Below are 20,539 nucleotides of genomic sequence, written 5' to 3'. Positions count from 1 at the left end.
TTTACAACTATAGAGTGACATGTTACCATGGGATTTGTAAATGATGGGAAAGGTGAATAGAAATGAAGCTTAAAATACACAAATCAACATTAACAATGACTCGCATCGGAGCAGCTGCAATAGATATGTTTTTAATTTCTTTTGTGTATGGAGTAATTGTAGCTATTGCAACAGGAAATTATAGTGCAGTAACTAATCGTTTTTATGTTAGTTTTGGAAATTACAAGTACGATCTAATATTCGCTTTAGTGTTGATGCTATTATATTTTGTATTTTTGCCATTGGTATGGAAGGGTCTTACGGTTGGGAAAAAAATTACACGTACACGTATTGTAATGGAAGATGGAGATCAAGTAGGATTAAACACATTACTTTTGCGTTTTATCACCATTGTTCTGCCTAACATTATTTTGCTTGGAATGCCCGCTATTGTGAATATATACATTATGCTGTTTCGAAAAGATAACAAAGGTTATCATGATATTGTAGCAAAAACAAAAATTGTATCCGTTTTGTAATAATTGATTTGTAAAAATAATTTAAATTTTGTGCAAAATTTTACAAAATTCGATATGGATAACAAGTATAATAGTTTTTATATAGGACTGGCATCTCCTATATAAGTACCCTCCATTGAGAGGCGCGCATCGATGAGCGTGCCCTTTTTTTGTGGGACAAATCGTTCAAAGGTTACTGTGGTCACATAATTGTTAGCGCTTTCATATCATGGTTAGTGTTATAACAAGATGTGATGGAGGTGACATAAATGGAGAATATGACAAAATTCTTCCTTGCAGCGTTTGTAGGATGGTTATGGACAATGGCTGCAGGAACAATCGATAGCTCTCTTACTTCTTTTTTCCACTTTTTTAATATCACTGCACTAGATGGGTTTATCGATTTTCTGAAATATATGGTGACTTTTATTGGTTGGTTTGCAGTTGCGTTCTTTGGATGGCGTGTACTCTTAGATGCGTGGAAACAAGACTAATCAATGCAAAAGAGAAGGAATTATTTCCTTCTCTTTTCTTGTTCTAAGAACATTTCTAATCGATCGCAACCTTCTTTTAACATTTCCATACTGTAAGCGTAGGAAAGACGAATGTAACCTTCACCGTATTCTGAAAAAGCACTGCCCGGTACAACTGCCAAACCAGCTTCTTTCACAAGACGCATTGCAAAGGAAAAGGAGGTTTCACCGAATTGACCAATATAAGGAAACAAATAAAAGGCGCCGCCAGGACGTTTAACATCAAGTCCCATTGCTGTTAAACGGTGGTATACATAATCGCGTCGTTTCTTATATTGATGGCGCATCATACGAGGCGCATCTTTTGCTACCGTCAAGGCTTCAATTGCTGCATACTGTGAAATAGAAGTAGCGCATGTTACGTTGTATTGATGAACCTTTAACATATGTTTGGCAATATAAGCAGGAGCAAACAAGAAGCCAATGCGCCAGCCTGTCATAGAATGAGACTTTGACAGACCGTTAATTACAATCGTTTTATTACGCATTGACGGAATTTGAGCGATAGAGTGATGTGATCCCTCGTATACCAGTTCGCTGTAAATTTCATCTGAAAGGACGAATATATCTTTATCTTGTAGAACGGATGCAATGTCTTGTAATTCCTCAAGTGTTAACGTAATCCCAGTTGGATTAGAAGGATAAGGGAGCACCACACAACGTGTTTTATCAGTAATAGCAGCTGCTAGTGTTTCAGCGGTTAAACGAAAACCCGTATCTCTTACATCTACAAAAACAGGAACTGCGCCGCATAAACGAATAATGGGTTCATAGCCAGGATAAATAGGTACGGGTAAAATAACCTCACAGCCCTCTTCTAAAATGGTACGAAATGCCGCATCAATGGCTTCGCTTGCGCCGACGGTTACAATCACCTCATCCGTTGGTTCATAGGTGAGAGAATACCTTTCCTTTAGAAAGTTAGATGCTGCTATGCGCAACTCAAGCATGCCGGCATTATGTGTATAACTGGTCACATTATCGGATATGGCACGTTTGCCTGCTTCTTTGACAAATGATGGTGTCGGAAAGTCAGGTTGTCCAATTGTTAAGGAGATAAGGTTATCATATTCTTGAATCATATTAAAAAAGCGCCGAATACCAGAAATCTCGATGTTTTGTACACGTGTATTTAATAAATGTTCCATGTTAAGCAATAGCCTCCGTCATTAAGGTCTTTTTATTGTAACACATTTTTTAGTTCGGTTATGTCTGAAATATTGTGTGTGTTATACTAAATTATTATGAATAGCGGGACTGGAGGTAGCATATGATTCAGGTTTTGGAGATATTGGAGGGTGGTTTTTCTTTCCAAAAAACAATCGAGGATGTAACTGGTTGTAACGGTACATGGTATTGGATTGATGTTTGTGCACCTACTAAAGAAGAATATGATACGATATTGGGGCAAAAATTTCAATTTCATAATAAAGCTATCAAGTCCTGTCAAATGGAAGGTCAAAGACCACAAGTCTTATTTTTTAAAGATTATCATTTCCTTGTGTTTAATGTCATAAATGAAGTTAATGATGAAGCTGTAGAAGTGAATGTATTTATAGGAAAGAATTATTTAGTTACAGTGCATAAGCATTCTAATGAGGTTATAGACCAAGTATGGCTTGAAGTCGTCAATGGTGTGGTAGAAGAGGAGGAAGAGATAGGGAAAGGACCATTGTACCTGCTGCATTACATATTAGATCAAATGGTAGGTTCGTATTTTCAACCAATCTATGATATCGAAGATACTCTAAATGAAATGGATGATTACATTAGCGTTAGTACCACAAAACATTCCTTAAAGGAGTTATTTCAAATTCGCTCCAAGTTGGCGAGGCTGCGTCGCTCTTTAGTACCAACAAGAGACGTATTATATCGATTAATTCATTCTCGGCGTTTTGAGCGATTTGAAAAAGAGGAGAACGATCGAGAAAAGCATTTTCAAGATATTTATGAACATGTCGAGAAACTGGTGGAAATGTTAGAAGCAAATCGAGAGCTTGTAGCAGATATAAGAGACAGCTATGTATCCATAACATCAGATTTCGCAAATGATATTATGAAAAAACTAACAATTATTTCAACAATTTTTATGCCCTTAACATTTATAGTAGGTGTCTATGGAATGAACTTTAAATTTATGCCTGAGCTTGAGTGGAAGCCTTCTTACTTTATTGTACTTGTTGTGATGGCCAATTTAGCATGGTGGATGTACATGTGGTTTAAGAAAAAAGGTTGGTTTGATAAATAAATACAATAGATATAGTATCTTTTCCCAAACGTTTTTCAAAAAAGTGAATATAATACCAAACCTATCATATGTATGTTGATAATCTTACGAAAACGGGTGGTGAAAGAATGCGGCAAACGTTTAAACAAGCATTCATATATGAGCCTTTGTATCGTTATGAAGTGACTGCACTTCCGCATGAACTCGAGCTATTTCAAAGCAAAACACTGAGAAGACTTAAATTTTTAACACATTATGGAACAGCTTCTCTTTTTTCATCTATAATGCATTCGAGGCTAGATCATACAGTCGGCGTATGGTCTATTATTTCTCGCTTTTTTCCACAAGAACAAGAGTTGCGATTAGCAGCACTTCTTCATGATATTGGACACTTACCGTTTTCACATGCAGTCGAGAAAACCTTGGGGTTTAATCATCATCAAAATACAGAAAAATTAATAGAAGAAGGAGAAATTGCAGGGATTTTAAGGAAGTATGGATTCAAACCAACAAATATCACCACGCTTTTAAATCAAGCTACACCTTTGACTAATACAACGTCATATTTGGGGGCAGATCATTTTGATAGTTTTTTAAGAGACGCATATTTTGAAGGTGGTGCGGTGCATAATCCATATGAGCTTGTAAATAAAATTCATTTTAATGGCAATATAATTGAAACAGATATAGAGACAGGATTGCACATTATGGACGCAATGGTTATTGATCATACTTCGTTTTTGAGTCCGTACGCATTAGCTATAGATGGATTATTGGCAAAAGCAATTGAGGCTTACAGTGAGTTTCATGGTATAAATACTTCATTTATTGAACCGTTGACTAATTATGAGCTGATATATCATCTGCAAACAAGTGAATCTCCGCTTGTTAAAGAATTGATGAATATTATATTATGGGAACCTTATCGTATTTCTGTTTCAGAGGAAATCGAAAAGGGAGCACTACAGGTGGAAGTAAAAAAAATTTACGATAAAGAAGTATTGGTAGATGGAAAACCGATTACGTTAATTTCTCAAGCAGCACGTGAGAAATTGCAACAAATTCGTGATCTACAAAAAACATACTATGTTACGTATGAAAAATAAAAGCTCTATATAGGCAGTGAGAAGAGTGTGTAGGGAAAAATATAAGGGTAGGTACTGTACCTTGCGCTTGACTAGATAAGTATAGAATACAAAAACACCCCGAGTCGGAGTGTTTTTAATAACCGTAATCCCAATCAATTTCATTTTCACACCATACCATTGTAGCATCAGATGGTATGGTGTAGGTTTCAAAAGTGTACTTCTCTACATCCTCTAGAATTGTAATACAATTATCTTGTAAAAAAACGGCTGTTCCCTTCATAAACCAATGTCCCCCTTTGATAGTACTACTAGTATAAATTGTATGTGAATGCATGAGTAGCAACTATAGGCAGGACAAGAGTGTCAAAAAGCTGTAACAACTTTTGTTTCATAATGTTCACTTTTTATTACGTCTTATGGGCGAGAAGGTGCTTTATCAGATTTAAAGCGTGTGAAAATATTACGAATGGATTTAAATACTGTTTGTTCCTTTGATGCGGCAATCATTCGTTTTGTTTCCTGCATTTCTCGAATGAGTTGCATAAGTTGTTCATCTCGTGTGGTTTCCTTTTTTTGCATGTGATTGAATAGCTTACCCATCTTTTCCTCTTGTTTGGCTTCTTTTTTATATAAGTGATTGAGCAAGTTGTTCAATTTTTCTTCTTGTTTATCTTCATTCTTGTGTACATGGTGTACCAAATCGTGAATCATTTCTTCTTGTTTAGATTCCTTTACATACACCTGTTGCATCAATTCATCTAACTTATCATCCTTTTGACGATTTTGCGAGATTAGCGTGGAGTTTTGATGAATGATGGCTTCATTGAGTTGCGCTAATGTATCAAGCTTACCCATGAACTCGTCAAATTTTTTATTTTGCCGTTGAATGGTAATACTTACATCTTCTACAGAAGTAATGGGCTTTACAGGAACAGATATCAATGTATCTTGATGTTTGTCTTGTAGTAATGAAACGACAGCACTATGTATATCTTCGTTGAGACCTTCAACCTTCTCATGTAAGGACTTAATCAAGTGCAAATCTTCATTTGTATATAAGCGTGTGTTGGAAACCGTATGAAACTCGAAGCCATATTGCTCCAAGATTTGACTGTATTTCCGTATCATGTTACCAGGAATGCCAATCTTATTGGAGGCATCCTTTGTTTTAAAAGTCCCGTTCATAAGCCAATTCCCCCTAAAAAATAATTCGTACTTACAAATTCCACCTCTTTATTTATTCTTCCTTTGAAAAAGAATGTCGGATGATTGTAAGTTTTCTACAAGACTCGCTTAAAAGAGTGAAAAGACGCCAAGAAAACAGAGAGAAATGTTGTAATTTGACATAGCATTAAAGCAGTATTGCTACATGAGGGGACAGAAGAGTGTAGCATGACATATTTTAAATGTTTACGAAGAAAGTGCAAGGGTTCCTACATATACATATTAAGTGAGGAAAATTCAAATCAATGTGGGTGGTGTCAGCATTGTGTTAGAAGTAGTTATTTTTGTACGCGGTGAAGAAGTGGGAGCTGCTTGGGGAAGCACAATAACGGTTAGGCCAGACCAACAAGTGCATGTTAAAATAGAAGTATGTAACAATGGCAGAGATGAAGTTAATCATTTTTCGTTAAGTCACATGCTTCGTGACAATATGGTCTTGATACCGGTTACGTTACACGCGCAAGAGGGTGAAGCGACGGTGCTTTTCCGCCTAATAAGATGGATTGTTCCATCTTTGCAGCCTGGACAATGTGCAATATTATATTTTGACGTAATGGTAGGAGATAATAATTCTCCCATTTTAACTGCGAGTTATACGTATCAGGTGTTAAATGTGCTAAAAGGTCCATATTTGGCTAAAAAAGCTGCATTTCAGAAAGATGGCATGTAATCATCCTATTAACCTCTTTTTAGATATATCTTACATTAAGATTATTTTAAAATAATGCTACAACGTTCTTTAAAAAATACCAAAATACGCATATAATGGATATTGTGTAGAATGGATGGTAAATTTAAATAGTTAGGAAATTACTGCAATAAAAGAACGGTCATAATGCACTTTGTTTACTCCTTTTTATTTAATTTAGACTAAATAGGCGATACTGTAGCTATCAAATAAACAACTATTATGCCTATGGAAGAGTTTTGTAGGCATTTGAGGTTAGCCTGATTTTTATACTTTATGCTATTTTATATCGAGATAGAATCCTAGTAAGCTAGTTTACAGGGAACGGAAAGGATCTGGTAACATGCTAACTGCCCTACATAAAAATAGAGGGTTATTTTTGACAGGATGTATCGCTATATTCATAATTATATTTTTGTCTGTAAAGTCTTTTTCAACTTTAGCAAATGCAGAGGAGCGTTATACCATACAGCTTGTAAGCGAACAGCCGACAGGAGATTTAAAAAGGGCAGAGCCTGAGAAATATAATGGAAAAATACGTAAAGTTGCTTATTTGACATTTGACGATGGCCCAAGTGTATATCAAAAGCCTATTTTAGATGTACTGGCTCAGCATGATATAAAAGCAACGTTCTTTTTGGTGGGACCTAATGTTGCCAATCATAAAGAGAGTATGAAGCGCCTTGTGAAAGAAGGACATTATCCGGGTTTGCATAGTATGACACATAACTACAAGAGGTTATATCAAGAAGGCCAAATCGCAGTTGAAATGAAACAGGTTCAAGCTATTATACAAGAAGTAACGGGCGTAAAAGCGCACTTGACACGTTGTCCTTATGGAAGTATGCCCGGGTTAACTAAGCCATTACGTGATCAACTGGTGGCAGATGGCTTTAAGGAATGGGATTGGACCATTGATTCATTAGATTGGAAATTCCCTGGAGATCCAAGTGCGGTCACACATGCAGTTCTTTCTAAAGTGTCGAAGAATGTGGAGGTAATTCTTCTACACGAAAAAGAGCAATCTCTACAAGCGTTACCAGCTATTATTGAAGGCTTACAAAACAAAGGATATGATTTTGAAGTATATAATGAGAATGCACATTTTTCATTAAACTTTTGGCATGATAATCGGATGTAAGGAACGGTGAACAGATTGTACAGATTAATCATCATGGTGACTATTATTACATTGTTAACTGGATGTGGGACGAAACCCGAAGACGAGCTGTATAAGGTGTTTGAGAGTGCAGCTAAGCAAGAAAAAAATATGTTTGAAACAACACAAAAATTACAGGCTCTTGAAGTAAAAAGCAAGCAATTGTATGAAGAAATTTTAATTACCGGTCAAGAGAATAGTGAACATGCAAAGGAATATCTTATAAGAGCAATAGAAAATACAAAAGAACGTGAGAAGATATTACAAGAAGAAAACAAAATGCTTGATACTGCTTATCAGCGTATGGAAGATGCAGCTAAAAGTATTCGAGATTTAGAAGAACCCCAATTAAAAAAGCAGGCTAAAGTTGTTTCAAAAGCCTATGCAGATCGTTATCAGGCGTTTCGTGCTATGCAAAATAGCTATCAGAAAATGTTAGAGGCTGAACTTGTTTTGTATGAAAAACTTCAAAGTAAAGATGAGAAGTTAAAACCGATTAATATACAAGTCAAGCATGTAAATGAACTGTATGTAGATGTGGAGACAAAAAAGGAATTCTTCAATACGTATACCAAACAATATAATGAAGCAAAAGCATCCTTTTATCGTATGGCTAAGTTTGAAATAGAGTCCAATGCATGAGCAGCGGACTCTATTTTTTTGTATATGCTCGCTTATACCAAGGTTCAGGTTCTAATAGCTTTTTTTCTTGTTCATATGCTTCAAGACCGATGTATTGTTGCAATATTTTTTTTGCTGTAGATAAGCCCATTTGCGCTTTAGGATTACGATATGTTTGATTGAGTGCACCAAGATGAGGAAGTGTACGGAAGTCTTCTTTAGAAGGTGGGATATGGAAATAGTAGTCACCTGCGTGTACCAATACATCAGATTGCTGTTGACTTAAGCGAGGATTACGTGAAAAATGCAATCCTTTTTTTACTGCCTTTCCTTCATGAATCAGTTTCTCAAGTGCACGTTTTTTAAGCCAATATAAGTATTTGGGATTTGTGGCGGCTTTAGCGTGGCGATTTACAACGAACACAGCCTGAGGAAGATGTGCAAATGATGCGGATGGGGTTTCGTTCATGCTTTTGCCTCCTAAGTGATGACATAAATTTTTGTTTTATCCATTTGTAAAATGAAATATGATAAGTACAAAGATATGGCATTTTTATGTATGCATACTACAGTTCACGAGATGTATATACATTATCATGGATTCCTATCCGTTTGCAATATCTGTTCTTTTTACTGTGCAATTGTTGGCTTCGCAAGCAATGCTCTTGTACAATAGTGAAAAGCTGCGATATAAGTACAATAAAATCTAGTTGTACTTATATCGTTATGATAAGAAAGGTGATACTGATTGATTGCAAAATATGGCATTATCGATATTGGATCAAATACAATCCGCTTAGTGATTTATGAAAAACAAAGTGAAGGAGTATATCGTGAAGTTGAGAATATAAAGGTAACAGCACGACTTCGGAAATACTTAGAAAGTGGCAAGTTAAGCACAGAAGGCATCGCGTTACTGTTGCATATCTTAAGACAATTTCAAGAAAGTACCCGCTTTCATCAGCTACAACATGTAATTTGTACTGCGACAGCCACAGTTCGACAAGCGAGTAATCAAGCTTACATACAAGCATTAGTTGAACAGCAAACAGATTTTACTTTAAAAGTCTTATCAGAATACGAAGAAGCATACTATGGATACTTGGCAGTTGTAAATACAACCTCGTATAAAGAGGGTATTACAGTTGATATTGGAGGAGGGAGCACCGAAGTTACTTATTTCCGAAACCGTGAACTGCTACATTATCATAGTTTTCCGTTCGGTGCGTTATCATTAAAGCAGCAATTTATTGCAGCGGATGTTCCAACATCAGCTGAATATATGCAATTGCAGCGGTTTTTGGCAGAGCAATTCCAAACCTTATCTTGGCTAAAACAAGATGTTCCTGTCATTGCAATTGGCGGAAGTGCACGAAACATGGTGAAGGTGTACCAAAACATAATTTCTTACCCTGTATATGGTCTTCATCAATTTGAAATGAGTCTGATAGACGTAGAAACAGTCTTGAATTATATGAGGGTCTTGTCAGTTCATGAATTGCAAAAGTTAGAGGGACTGGCAAAGGACAGGGCAGATACCATTCTTCCTGCTGTCACTGTATTTCAAAGTCTCTTAAAGTATACAGGAGCACCTTCATTCATATTAAGTAGAAATGGATTACGTGAAGGGCTGTTCTTTCAAGAGCTTACCGCACCTCTTGGTGTACCATATTATCCAAACGTTTTAGAAGAAAGCTTTTATTTGTTGGCTCGTGAATATGAAGTTGATATGGACCGAGTCTTAGAGCTTATGAAGCATGCAATCATGTTATGCGAAGAGTTACAAGCTTGTCACGCTGCTACGTTTTCTCAACAAGATTTGCAATATATGAGAATGGCGGTCAAAGTATATAATATTGGGAAATATATTGATGAAGAAGCGAGTAGTCAACATACGTTTTATTTACTTGCCAACAAAAGTATTAACGGTATGACACATAAAGATCGTGTGCGACTTGCTCTAACTGCATCCTATAAATCAAAGTTATCCTTTAAAACCTATATTCGTCCGTTTGAGACGTGGTTTACGAAAGAAGAGCAAAGAGCAATTCGACTTGCGGGGGCTATTTTACAACTTGCTGCTACGTTGCATGCGACGAAACGCCCGGTAGTACAGAGTCTAAAGGTTGAAGACCGTGGAGATTTGTGTCTCCACATTCAGTGTAGTCAAACAGTATTTGCGGAAAAAATTCAGGCTGAAAAGCAAAAAAAACAGTTGGAAAAAGTATTGAAGCGAAATATTGAACTACACTTTTATATGTAGATCGCACGAGTAATTTGTGTTGCCATATGAGTATGGTTTACAAAACTTTTACATTAGGTGTTACGATGATTTGCTATGATAACTATAGTAAAAAAGCTTAAAGGAAGTGCGTTTTTTATGGAAACTCTACATAATGATGCCATTAATCTTAATGATACTGCGTATTTTAATAATCGCGAACTTAGCTGGCTTGCGTTTAATGAACGGGTATTGGAAGAAGCGTTAGATGAACGAAATCCCTTATTGGAACGTTTGAAATTTACCAGTATTTTCAGCTCTAATCTAGATGAGTTTTTTATGGTTCGAGTCGCAGGCTTAAAAGATCAAGTGAAAGCGGGCTTTAACCAACCGGAGAATAAAGCAGGACTAACCCCTAAGCAACAGTTGAATGAAATTTCAAAGAAAACGCACTCTTTAGTAGAATTGCAATATGAAACCTATCAACATACTCTCTTGCCAGCACTAAAGCAAGAAGGGATTGAGCTGTTGTCATTTCAAAATTTAACAAAGGAACAACGCTTATTTATTGAAGAGCTTTTTGATGAACAGATCTTTCCTGTTTTAACACCTGTTGCTGTTGATGCATACAGGCCATTCCCTATGTTACTTAACAAAAGTTTGAATTTAGCTGTTATGCTATACGATGAAAAGCAAGCTATTGAGGAAAACAGAACGAAACTAGGAATTGTCCAAGTACCCTCTGTATTGGAGCGTTTTATTTTTGTACCTTGTAAGGAAGGAAAACAAAAATTTATTTTCCTAGAAGATGTAATCAGTAATTTTACTCATAAATTATTTACAGGCTACCGTGTGTTGTCTGTAACACATTTTCGTATTACAAGAAATGCAGATTTAACAATTCATGAAGAAGGCGCTCGTGACTTACTAAAGGTGATTGAAAAAGAGCTAAAAAGGCGTAAATGGGGTGCGGCAGTTCGACTGGAGATTGGGAAGCAAGGAATGGATGAGCGGGTATTATCTTTAATGCACGGTGTACTCGAGGTACATGATAAAGATTTATATATCATTGATGGTCCTCTTGATTTAACCTGTATGTTTTCGCTGTATCGAACACTTGCGCATACGTATGAGCATTTGATATACGAAGCGATGATACCGCAGGCGCCGCAAGATTTGGCGTCTCATGAGGATATATTTGAAAAAGCTTTAGAACAAGATATCTTATTGCATCATCCATTTGAATCCTTTCAGCCTGTAATTGATTTTGTACAAGAAGCCGCAGAAGATCCGGATGTATTGGCAATTAAACAAACATTATATCGTGTAAGCGGTGACTCAAAAGTAATTCAAGCATTGAAAACAGCTGCGGAAAACGGCAAGCAAGTAACCGTCCTAGTAGAATTGAAAGCAAGGTTTGATGAAGAAAATAATGTGCATTGGGCAAAAGAGCTGGAACAAGCAGGATGCCACGTTATTTACGGTGTGAGTCATTTAAAAACGCATAGTAAAATTACACTGGTTGTAAGAAGAAAACATGGCAAGGTTGAAAGGTTTGTTCATTTAGGGACAGGGAATTATAATGACGTTACAGCCAAGTTTTACACCGACATCGGATTTATTACCTCCCGAAAAGAATTTGGCATTGATGCAACTAATTTCTTTAACTATCTAAGTGGCTATACCATGAAACCGCAATTTCACAAAATTTCAGTAGCCCCTCTCGACATCAGAGATACATTTATTGAACATATTGAAGAGGAAATCCGTCTTCATCGACAATATGGGGATGGTTATATTATTGCAAAAATGAATTCCTTAACTGACAAAATGCTCATTCAAAAGCTGTATGAAGCATCAAGAGCAGGAGTGAAGGTAGATTTAATTGTTCGAGGTACATGCTGCTTGCGTCCTGGTATCCCGAAAGTAAGTGAGAACATTCGCGTCATTAGTATCGTGGGGCGCTATTTAGAGCATAGTCGTATATATTATTTCCGTCATCATGGTCAAGAGCAAGTATATTTATCATCTGCTGACTGGATGACAAGAAATATGGAAAAGCGTGTGGAAATTGCATTTCCAATCCTAGAAAGTGGTATGAAGCGTCGTGTTGTTGAGTTGTTGCTGCTACTACTTTCAGATAATGTAAAAGCTCGTGAACAAAACGTAGAAGGCGAATATCAGTATGTAAAACGAATGGATAAACAAGAAGTTGATAGTCAGCTCATTCTGTTTGAGATGGCCTATGATGAGACGGATGAAGAGTAAAAGACCACAATGGTGTGGTCTTTTATAATTTTTTGGTTTAATAAGGTCCGTATGGTACTGGAGCGCATGGATAAGGTCCGCATGGATAAGGTGCATAAGGATAAGGTGGATAGAAAGGTCTAGGTCCAGCCAACAAAGCTCCGCCCAGTAGTCCCCCCGCAATACCGGCTAAAAACGGAAACCCGAAAAATGGAACGAACCGTGCATCGCCCGGTGGAACGGGAGCAGAACGATAGGCAACCGGTTGATAGTGATATGGATACATCGTAATACCTCCTTCTTTAAGCTCTATGTATTGTATGGGAAATTGTCCTTTACGGAGCAAGTACAATCTATAAATAGGCAATTTATATCTTTATATTTATATGATTATAAGTAAAGAGTTTTAGACGAAAGAGAAGATAAAAAAGCCCACTTCTTTAGGGAGGACGTTCACAAATAGCAAAGCAGACTGCATCTAGTGTAACATGGTACGCTATTTCGCTAACCTTTTGATTGCGCCATCCTTTAAACAAAGAATTTTAACAAGTTTAATTTTTAGAAATTTTAAACAAAATCAACTATTTAGCTATAAGAAATGATAAAATGAATATGCATTCAGTTAAGGAGGTATAGGAGATGAAAGGAAAAGTAGCAATTGTTACAGGTGGGTCAAACGGAATGGGAAAAGCAATCGCCGCTCGTTTAGCAAAGGAAGGGGCATTTGTTGTCATTACCGGTCGTACACTTGAAAAGCTAACAGAAGCTAAGCAAGAAATAGAACAATTTGAAAACCAAGTATTGACTGTACAGATGGATGTTCGTCAGCCAGAGCATGTGGATCATATGGTTACAGAAACGCATAAAGCCTTTGGGCGCATTGATTACTTGGTAAATAACGCTGCCGGAAATTTTGTTTGTGCAGCAGAGGACTTGTCTGTGAACGGGTGGAATTCTGTAATCAATATCGTGTTAAATGGGACGTTTTACTGCAGTCGTGCAGTCGGAAGGTACTGGATTGAACATGGTATTAAAGGAAATATTATCAATATGATTGCGACGTATGCTTGGGATGCGGGGCCAGGCGTCATTCACTCTGCTTCTGCTAAAGCTGGTGTATTGGCAATGACACGTACGCTGGCGGTAGAATGGGGACGCAAATATGGAATACGTGCTAATGCGATTGCACCGGGACCAATTGAACGTACAGGAGGCGCAGAGAGGTTATGGATCTCGGAAGAAGCTGCAAAGCGTACGTTGACGAGCGTACCACTCGGCCGTTTAGGAACGCCAGAAGAAATTGCAGGTTTAGCTTATTATTTACTCAGTGATGAATCCGCTTACATAAATGGGGCGTGCATGACAATGGATGGTGGACAGCACCTTCACCAGTACCCATTCTAATTAATAAGAAAAGGGTGACCTTTAGGTCGCCCTTTTCTTATTTTGTTTTTGGTACAACAATTTCACCATTTATAATCTTTTGTTTATAAGCTTCAATTTGCATGAGTACCTCTTGCGTTAGATTATCAGTGCGTTCGGACAACTGAATGCCACCTTCTTTTAAGCCATATACAAGGTTTTGCCCATCGCTGTACGTTCCTTCTTTGGCTTGCTTAGCTACATCGTACACTGCGACATCCACTTTTTTTATCATAGACGTTAAGGTAACGTTTTCTGGCATACCTTCTTCATATTGGTCACGATCTACGCCAATTACCCAAACGAATTTTCCTTTCTTTTTAGCGTTTTTCGCTTCTGTAAATACGCCGCTGCCTGTGCCGCCGGCTGCTGTATAGATAATATCAACATTTTGTCCGTACATACTAGATGCTAATTGTGCTCCTTTTTCAGGGTTTTTAAAAGAACCCGCATAGCCTGTTATAATTTCAATATTGGGATTAACCGCTTTTACGCCAGCTTTAAACCCGTATTCAAATTTTTGAATTAAATCAATGTCCATGCCACCAATAAAACCTACTTTATTTGTTTTTGTACTAAGAGCGGCTGCTACACCTGCAAGGAATGAACCTTCTTCTTCCTTAAAGGTAACGCTTGTAACATTTTTTTGATTGACAACATTGTCGACGATAACAAAATGTTGATTAGGATACTGCTGTGCTGCACTGTTAATGGCTTTATCTAAAAAAGAACCAATTCCGAAAATAAGTGGATAATTTGCATCTGCAAACTTTGTTAAGTTTGGAACATAATCGCTATCAGAAGAAGATTGAATATACCGGTACCCATTATCTTTCATTAAATTCGCTTCTTTACCAAATTTAGACAAACCTTCCCAAGCAGACTGATTGAATGCTTTATCATCAATGCCGTTTAAATCAGTAACCATGCCCACTTTAAAGGAAGTATCGGCTGAATCTGTACTGTTGCATGCTGACAAGATTCCTGCAGAGAGGAGTGCTGAAGATAAAACGAATATTAGTTTTTTCATGTTGTTCTCTCCTTTACGTAATTGGAACCCCATAAAAAAAGTCATTGCTCCGGTTTCTTGAGAGAAGGAGAAATGACAAAAACAATCTCGTTCCCTCATAGTCCGACTGTTTACGGTAGTCGGGTAGAAACTTTTGGACCATATTACCAAATTTATATGAGGATCATATGAAATTGGTCTTATCGTATCAGTGATTTTAATTCCGGTCAATAAAAAGTATGATGTCTGACGACAAACCCTTTTGTATTTTTGACAAATTTGTGACTGTTTACACCTGTACGTTTACAAGAGTGGAAAAATACGTTACATTAAGAATCTCTTTTTTCTTCATAGTAGAAAATGCTAATTCCCCTTAGCATTTTACCCCTCTTTCTCTACACGTGGTGTAGGGATTTTTTTAATATAAGTATTTTTTTAAGTGTAGCAGTCAAACAAGAGCGCAAGACGTGTGCTATATTATATGTGATCTTACCTGAAGTGAGCTTTTCTTAGATAGGGAAGATAGCCCTTCAGCTCCTACCATTCTCTCCTGTTTAAAAAAGAGTGGTTGTTTGTTATCCGCATCTATTTATATGTGTTGCTCTTTTTATTCTCATGATATAATCGTTGAAAACGAGGAGGTGCTTGCGTGGATGCGTTAGACATTATGACGAACTTAGATAGCGTCTTGCCGCACTTTCAAGCGATTTTTAGTGCGGACGGACATACTGTTATTGGTTATGAAGTGATAGGAAGGGTTGAAACGCAGCAGAACATTGAGAGCTTGAGTTCGTTTTTTGGAGATGATTCTGTTCCTGATGAGTATAAAAGAGAAGTGGATGAAATTATCACGGCGAAAGCGTTGGATATGGCAACAAGCACAAATGAAGAATATTTGCTGTTTTTACATCGAGATGCCACGTTGCTATTACATGATGCTGATAACCAGTTCTTGTCCAGCTTGTTACATTATGAAGAACAAGGTTTAAAGCTGAGCAATATCGTATTAGAAATTACTGAGCATGATTTTAAAGGTGATCTTGATCAATTAAATCATTTGTTACTCTATTATCGTACATATGGTATTAAGCTTGCTCTTAACAAGGTGGGTGCTGGGAGAAGCAACTTAGAGCGAATTAGCTTATTGAATCCCGATATTTTAAAAATTAGTCTTAAGCAACTTGGGCAAAATTCACAATTTCAAGCACATCAAGACATCTTATACTCTTTATCGCTACTTGCAAGGCGCATTGGTGCCACTCTTTTATATGAAGATATTGATGCGTTTTATCAACTGCAATATGCGTGGCGGAACGGTGGACGCTATTATCAAGGCAATTATTTAAAGGAATCTCTTTCTCATTTTTTATCTGTTGATGTACTAAAAGACAGATTACGAAGAGAATGTCACGATTTCATTTTACATGAGAAACGTCACCTACAGCGTATATATGATGTGACGAATTACTTGCAAGCCTATATGGAGCAGATATTACTTAAGTATCCTCAAGGGAAAGATTTAAATAAATGGCTGCTTTATTGTGCTAACGAAATTGGAAATTACGGTTTTCGCCTTTACATTTGCGATGAAGATGGGTTTCAGCAGTGTGGTAACGTCATAAGAAAATCTGGAAAATGGAGTATATACCCAGAATATCACCAAAAAAATTGGAGCTGGCGACCATATTTTTTAGAAAATATCATGAAATTACGAACAGATAAAAAGGGAAGATTATCAGATGCTTATGCAGATATTGAAACAGGAGAAACTATTCGTACCTTCAGTTTTCCAATTGAAGATAATCGTTATCTGTTTGTCGATCTTACATATGAATTTCTATTTGAACAAGATATTATGAGATAAGGTGTGAACTATGGTTCGCACCTTTTTAAATTTTTTAGTCTACCCTCCAATAACTTGGAAATATTGATATATATCAACAATAAATGCTGTCTATTGCTGTAGTGATTTTGCGAATGAAAACAACGCAATCTATTAGAAGATATTGCTACAATATAGATATATAAAAGATTGTGCGTTGTAAAGGACAAGCTAAGGAGGTTGAAGAATGAGGAAATATGGTGCTTGGGTTGGTTTTTGTTTACTATTAGCGTTTATTATTGGACAAAGTGTAGCATCGGCAATCGGAAAGAATGAGCAAATTGATAAACAAGAAATTTACGAAACAATTGAAGCTGGTTATGCAGCACAGTACAAAATTCGTGGTAAACAGTGGGCACCAGAAAAAATGTACGATATATTAACACCATATTTCACAAATAATTTCTTGCAAGTGTTCACTGACGAAAATAGTGGTGATACAAAGGCAAGTGGTGGATACTTACTGGAGGAAAAAGCCCCTTTCTCTTTTGGGAGTACTACAAAGGTTACATATGATGATGAGCACAACCTGGTATATGTTTATGAAAAAATAGAAAAGAAGAAAGTATATGAAGTTGTAACGCTGGTAAAAGAACAGGGGAAGTGGAAAATAGGGGGATATAATGCATACGAAACTCTACCTAAGGAAATTGTCAAATAAGACGAGCCGCTTGTATAACGCAAGCGGCTTTTTGTGTGAGGATTTGTATGCTGCAGTTTCCTTGTTTATAAAGTCAGGAACTCTAGAATTAACAAACAATTGTATGAGAGACAAATGATGCTTCTGTGTAAGCTTCCAATGCTTTTTAATTATAATTGTAGTAGCTGTTCTAGACGCTCTATATTAAATCCAATAACAGCTTCTCCGTTAATAATAACGGTGGGTGTAGAATAAGCTTGATACTGTTCTGTAAGGCGTCTTGCAGCATCAGTGTCTACTTTAATATTATATTCTGTATAAGTTAATTGATGGTGCTGAAAAAATAACTTTACAATCTCACAAGGGGGACATTCTGGCTGTGTATATAATTCAATCTCTTTCATAGTATCTCCTATTTGTATAAGTTTGCTTCTAATTATAAAATAGTTTGGGGAAGAACGACAAGGATGAAGGTAGTTTTCACCATAGTAAAAAAGAGGTGAAAAAGTGAGGAATTACTGGTATGTGTTCTTAATTGCTTTTCGACTAGGTTGTACATCGTTTGGAGGGCCGGCAGCTCATATTGGTTACTTTCGTCAAGAGTATGTTGTAAAGCGAAAATGGTTAGATGAGCAGACATATGCAAGTTTAGTGGCTTTGGCAAATTTTTTACCAGGGCCGGCCAGCAGTCAGGTGGGAATTGCCATTGGTACGTTACGAGCAGGAATAGGGGGCGGCTTTTTTGCGTGGCTTGGATTTACACTTCCTTCTGTTTTCTTGTTAACAGTGTTTGCTTTTCTAATAAATCGGCACGGATTTGAACAAGCATCTTGGATTCAAAGTTTAAAATTAGTAGCAGTTGCGGTCGTGGCACAGGCTGTCTTTGACATGAGCAAAAAGCTAGCGCCTGATCGATTACGACAATCTATTGTATTAGCAGTTGCTGCATTCGTTCTTGTGTTGGAGCAGCCGTTCATACAAATAATTGCGTTGATAATCAGCGGTATGATTGGTTATTTTGCCTATCAAAAGGAGCACAATGATTTCGTGGCGGTTACATTTTCTCTTTCTAAAAGAACAGGAATCATCGCGTTCGGCTTATTTTTCATATTATTATTAATTTTACCTATTCTTAATGCAAGTACTTCATCAGAATTATTACATTTGTTTGATGGGATGTATCGAACAGGTTCATTGGTATTTGGAGGTGGCCATGTTGTCTTGCCGCTGCTTGAGCAAGAAGTAGCCATAAACAAAGATGTTTTTTTAGCAGGCTATGCACTTACGCAGGCTATGCCGGGACCTTTATTTACATTTGCAAGCTATGTTGGGACCGTGATGTATGGAATTGGAGGGGCGGTTATTGCTACCACTGGGATATTTTTACCTGCTTTTTTACTTATAATCGGCGGGTTGTCATTTTGGAATATTTTGCAACGTAAACATGCCGTTCGCATAGCATTGCTTGGTGTAAATGCAGGTGTGGTAGGAATATTACTTGCAGCATTATACGATCCTATTTTTACGGATACAATAAAAAGCGATGTAGATATCGTTTTGGTACTGTTTTACTTTATGTTATTTCAGGTCTGGAAGGTAGCACCGTGGAAGATTATATTATTAGCTTTGTTAATAGGGTTGTTTATTTTATAATTTTTTTCGACAAATTTATTGAGTTTCCTTGGGCAAACCGTTATTCTAGACATTGAGGCAATTTTTCTGTTACATACGGATAGAATCAATGCTAATGTAAAAGCTAGTTACAGGAAGAATATAGAAAGGAGAGATGGTTATGTCTCTACTCCAAGGAATTTTAACTCGCTTAATCAGTTTAAAAGAACAAGCTGCAAACGGTGAAGTGGCGCAGCGTTATTTTGAGGTTAACGGCGAACGTAAGTGCAGCGTGAAATATTTTGATAAAAGTGATACATATGAACTAGAAGTGTATCAACCAGGTGAGAAGCCACAAACATATCAATTTGATAACATTGATATGGTTGCTATTGAAATTTACGATATGATTTCATAAAAAAAGCAGTGTCCAATTTGGACACTGCTTTTTTTATGAAGGCTATGTGAAAGCTTGTTGTTAATTAGAGTCGAGGGGGCCTCTGACTAGGTGAATTCCTGCAGCGAACATTAACATGGACTTTAACAGAATATATACGAAAAGACATAGGGAGTTTTTTTCTATTAGAATATATATTCACTAAAAGTATGCAGGATTATAGTTTTTTTTCGTATAATGGTAAGCATGCCTGCATATATTGGAAAAAAGTCTGCCTCTAAAAAGGACGTGACATATATGCAAGGATATCGTTTTTATAATTTATCAGAACAAAGTATGGATTTTGATACGGTATTTTTACGTATATATGAATTCATGCGTGAAGACCCTCTTCATGTTTATCGTTTATCAATTGGCACAGACTCACAAACCCATCATGACAGTACAAGATTCATCACTGCAATTCATCTCCATCGAATAGGAAAGGGGGCATGGGGATGCTTACGTAATCAAACGGTACATAGAAAAATGGAAAGTCTACGAGAGAAAATTCATTTAGAAACTTATTTTAGTCAAGAGATAGCCTATCTATTTACCTCAGAGCATTTGGGACTATTAATGGAACTGTTACACCCCTATAAAGAAGCGAAATTTTCCATGGAGATTCATTTGGATATCGGGAACTATGGGTTAACAAAAGAGTTCATTTTAGACATGACAAATCGTGTGAAGGCGATGGGATTGGTTGCAAAAATTAAACCAGATGCTTACGCCGCATTCAGTTATGCAAATCGATATACAAAATAAAGCAAACTGTAGGACTACCAATATCGGTGGTCATTTTTTCTCTTGTTATGGTACAATAAAAGATGGAATTATATAATGTTCTTTTTAGATGAAAGGGAAGAATGATCGAGGTGCACCCAGGGGCAAGGCCTCAGAAATCTACGTGCTGAGTATACGGATAGAACGTGGCGTTCTTGTACTTTTGTTTTCTTGTAGCAAAGCTATTGGTACTTATATGAATAAGAATATACAATGTAGAATTTAAACGAAAAGAAATTAAAAGATGG

At 36.8% G+C, this 20,539-nt stretch carries 22 protein-coding genes and 1 riboswitch; of the genes, 15 read left to right on the top strand and 7 right to left on the bottom strand.

Annotated elements, in window-relative coordinates; all coding sequences use genetic code 11:
* Positions 1-62: 62 nt before the first annotated feature.
* Together MUG87_RS06795 and MUG87_RS06790 are read left to right on the top strand one after the other, a co-directional pair.
* A complete protein-coding gene (locus MUG87_RS06795) occupies positions 63-518 on the top strand; it encodes an RDD family protein (RefSeq protein ID WP_247086738.1) in 456 nt (151 codons plus the stop codon).
* A 248-nt stretch (positions 519-766) separates the two neighbouring features.
* Positions 767-991, top strand: coding sequence for a hypothetical protein (locus MUG87_RS06790; protein WP_247086736.1), 225 nt, complete (start codon positions 767-769; stop codon positions 989-991).
* Between the two features lie 20 nt (positions 992-1,011).
* On the opposite strand, the gene MUG87_RS06785 is transcribed toward MUG87_RS06790, so the two are convergent.
* Positions 1,012-2,178 (bottom strand): aminotransferase A, encoded by a 1,167-nt coding sequence (locus MUG87_RS06785; protein ID WP_247086734.1) that lies wholly within the window; start codon positions 2,176-2,178, stop codon positions 1,012-1,014.
* 122 nt (positions 2,179-2,300) lie between these two features.
* Here MUG87_RS06785 and corA point away from each other — a divergent pair, with 122 nt between their 5' ends.
* Positions 2,301-3,278 carry a magnesium/cobalt transporter CorA gene (corA, locus tag MUG87_RS06780; protein WP_247086732.1) on the top strand — a complete coding sequence of 326 codons (978 nt, stop codon included), beginning with the start codon at positions 2,301-2,303 and terminating at the stop codon, positions 3,276-3,278.
* Positions 3,279-3,385: 107 nt separating this feature from the next.
* Positions 3,386-4,363, top strand: coding sequence for an HD domain-containing protein (locus tag MUG87_RS06775; protein ID WP_247086730.1), 978 nt, complete (start codon positions 3,386-3,388; stop codon positions 4,361-4,363).
* Positions 4,364-4,478: 115 nt separating this feature from the next.
* On the opposite strand, the gene MUG87_RS06770 is transcribed toward MUG87_RS06775, so the two are convergent.
* Positions 4,479-4,625 (bottom strand): hypothetical protein, encoded by a 147-nt coding sequence (locus MUG87_RS06770; RefSeq protein WP_247086728.1) that lies wholly within the window; start codon positions 4,623-4,625, stop codon positions 4,479-4,481.
* 134 nt (positions 4,626-4,759) lie between these two features.
* Positions 4,760-5,530, bottom strand: coding sequence for a DUF3967 domain-containing protein (locus tag MUG87_RS06765; RefSeq protein ID WP_247086725.1), 771 nt, complete (start codon positions 5,528-5,530; stop codon positions 4,760-4,762).
* A 304-nt stretch (positions 5,531-5,834) separates the two neighbouring features.
* Between MUG87_RS06765 and MUG87_RS06760 the strand changes: the two genes are divergently transcribed.
* The 3 genes from MUG87_RS06760 (at position 5,835) to MUG87_RS06750 (ending at position 8,058) form a co-directional block, all read left to right on the top strand.
* Positions 5,835-6,239, top strand: a complete 405-nt coding sequence (locus MUG87_RS06760; protein ID WP_247086723.1) for a hypothetical protein — start codon at positions 5,835-5,837, stop codon at positions 6,237-6,239.
* 397 nt (positions 6,240-6,636) lie between these two features.
* Positions 6,637-7,398, top strand: coding sequence for a polysaccharide deacetylase family protein (locus tag MUG87_RS06755; RefSeq protein WP_247086721.1), 762 nt, complete (start codon positions 6,637-6,639; stop codon positions 7,396-7,398).
* Between the two features lie 6 nt (positions 7,399-7,404).
* A complete protein-coding gene (locus MUG87_RS06750; protein ID WP_247086719.1) occupies positions 7,405-8,058 on the top strand; it encodes a YkyA family protein in 654 nt (217 codons plus the stop codon).
* 10 nt (positions 8,059-8,068) lie between these two features.
* On the opposite strand, the gene MUG87_RS06745 is transcribed toward MUG87_RS06750, so the two are convergent.
* Positions 8,069-8,506, bottom strand: coding sequence for a YkyB family protein (locus tag MUG87_RS06745; RefSeq protein ID WP_247086717.1), 438 nt, complete (start codon positions 8,504-8,506; stop codon positions 8,069-8,071).
* A gap of 279 nt (positions 8,507-8,785) precedes the next feature.
* On the opposite strand from MUG87_RS06745, the gene MUG87_RS06740 reads away from it, so the two are divergent.
* Together MUG87_RS06740 and MUG87_RS06735 are read left to right on the top strand one after the other, a co-directional pair.
* A complete protein-coding gene (locus MUG87_RS06740) occupies positions 8,786-10,300 on the top strand; it encodes a Ppx/GppA family phosphatase (RefSeq protein ID WP_247086715.1) in 1,515 nt (504 codons plus the stop codon).
* A gap of 117 nt (positions 10,301-10,417) precedes the next feature.
* Positions 10,418-12,526, top strand: a complete 2,109-nt coding sequence (locus MUG87_RS06735; protein ID WP_247086713.1) for an RNA degradosome polyphosphate kinase — start codon at positions 10,418-10,420, stop codon at positions 12,524-12,526.
* A 37-nt stretch (positions 12,527-12,563) separates the two neighbouring features.
* On the opposite strand, the gene MUG87_RS06730 is transcribed toward MUG87_RS06735, so the two are convergent.
* A complete protein-coding gene (locus MUG87_RS06730) occupies positions 12,564-12,791 on the bottom strand; it encodes a hypothetical protein (protein WP_247086711.1) in 228 nt (75 codons plus the stop codon).
* A 353-nt stretch (positions 12,792-13,144) separates the two neighbouring features.
* Here MUG87_RS06730 and fadH point away from each other — a divergent pair, with 353 nt between their 5' ends.
* The gene (gene fadH / locus MUG87_RS06725; protein WP_247086709.1) at positions 13,145-13,909 is read left to right on the top strand and encodes a 2,4-dienoyl-CoA reductase; all 765 of its coding nucleotides are present in this window, start codon (positions 13,145-13,147) and stop codon (positions 13,907-13,909) included.
* 37 nt (positions 13,910-13,946) lie between these two features.
* Here fadH and MUG87_RS06720 read toward each other — a convergent pair whose 3' ends face one another.
* Positions 13,947-14,957 (bottom strand): BMP family lipoprotein, encoded by a 1,011-nt coding sequence (locus tag MUG87_RS06720; protein WP_247086706.1) that lies wholly within the window; start codon positions 14,955-14,957, stop codon positions 13,947-13,949.
* A 78-nt stretch (positions 14,958-15,035) separates the two neighbouring features.
* A riboswitch (purine riboswitch) is annotated at positions 15,036-15,137 on the bottom strand.
* Between the two features lie 466 nt (positions 15,138-15,603).
* Between MUG87_RS06720 and MUG87_RS06715 the strand changes: the two genes are divergently transcribed.
* Together MUG87_RS06715 and MUG87_RS06710 are read left to right on the top strand one after the other, a co-directional pair.
* Positions 15,604-16,800 (top strand): EAL domain-containing protein, encoded by a 1,197-nt coding sequence (locus MUG87_RS06715; protein ID WP_247087548.1) that lies wholly within the window; start codon positions 15,604-15,606, stop codon positions 16,798-16,800.
* 205 nt (positions 16,801-17,005) lie between these two features.
* Entirely contained in the window at positions 17,006-17,479 is a 474-nt protein-coding gene (locus MUG87_RS06710) for a DUF3993 domain-containing protein (RefSeq protein WP_247086704.1), read from the top strand.
* Between the two features lie 149 nt (positions 17,480-17,628).
* Here MUG87_RS06710 and MUG87_RS06705 read toward each other — a convergent pair whose 3' ends face one another.
* Complete coding sequence (locus tag MUG87_RS06705; protein WP_247086702.1) at positions 17,629-17,862, bottom strand: glutaredoxin domain-containing protein; 234 nt, start codon at positions 17,860-17,862, stop codon at positions 17,629-17,631.
* Between the two features lie 103 nt (positions 17,863-17,965).
* On the opposite strand from MUG87_RS06705, the gene chrA reads away from it, so the two are divergent.
* The 3 genes from chrA (at position 17,966) to MUG87_RS06690 (ending at position 20,273) form a co-directional block, all read left to right on the top strand.
* Entirely contained in the window at positions 17,966-19,111 is a 1,146-nt protein-coding gene (chrA, locus tag MUG87_RS06700) for a chromate efflux transporter (RefSeq protein ID WP_247086700.1), read from the top strand.
* 139 nt (positions 19,112-19,250) lie between these two features.
* Positions 19,251-19,487, top strand: a complete 237-nt coding sequence (locus tag MUG87_RS06695; RefSeq protein ID WP_124564877.1) for a YkuJ family protein — start codon at positions 19,251-19,253, stop codon at positions 19,485-19,487.
* Between the two features lie 276 nt (positions 19,488-19,763).
* Positions 19,764-20,273 carry a ribonuclease H-like YkuK family protein gene (locus MUG87_RS06690; RefSeq protein ID WP_247086698.1) on the top strand — a complete coding sequence of 170 codons (510 nt, stop codon included), beginning with the start codon at positions 19,764-19,766 and terminating at the stop codon, positions 20,271-20,273.
* Positions 20,274-20,539: the final 266 nt, after the last annotated feature.

Source organism: Ectobacillus sp. JY-23 (assembly GCF_023022965.1).
Lineage (GTDB): Bacteria > Bacillota > Bacilli > Bacillales > Bacillaceae_G > Ectobacillus.
The sequence above is the reverse complement of the archived record's forward strand: the minus strand, read 5'-3'. Positions and strand labels throughout refer to the sequence as shown.